Raw genomic sequence first — 275 nt, 5'->3', positions numbered from 1 at the left:
CGAACGCCGACGGACGGATCGACGAGACGATCACCATGGACCGACGGGCACGCGTCATCCCGACGGTGAGGAGCCGCTCGCCGTCCGGGGTCGAGAGGTCGCCGAAGTCGCTCAGCACGCGACCGTGGCGCGTGAGCCCGAAGCCGAGCGAGAACACGACGCGGTCGCGGCTCTCGGCCACGGACTCCTCGAGCGTCAGCACGGCGAAAGGCTCGGCGGCATCCCGCGAGACGAACGCGGTGACATCGGAACGCCCGGCGAGTGCCGCCTCCACC

1 protein-coding gene is annotated in these 275 nt (G+C 71.3%); it reads right to left on the bottom strand.

Annotated elements, in window-relative coordinates:
* The coding region (locus EOD29_RS31695; protein WP_164763938.1) for a DNA2/NAM7 family helicase at nt 1-275 on the bottom strand (275 nt) is incomplete at both ends.

It is taken from the genome of Mesorhizobium sp. M1A.T.Ca.IN.004.03.1.1 (assembly GCF_003997555.1).
In the GTDB taxonomy this organism is placed as follows: Bacteria; Pseudomonadota; Alphaproteobacteria; order Rhizobiales; family Rhizobiaceae; genus Mesorhizobium.
The sequence above is the reverse complement of the archived record's forward strand: the minus strand, read 5'-3'. Positions and strand labels throughout refer to the sequence as shown.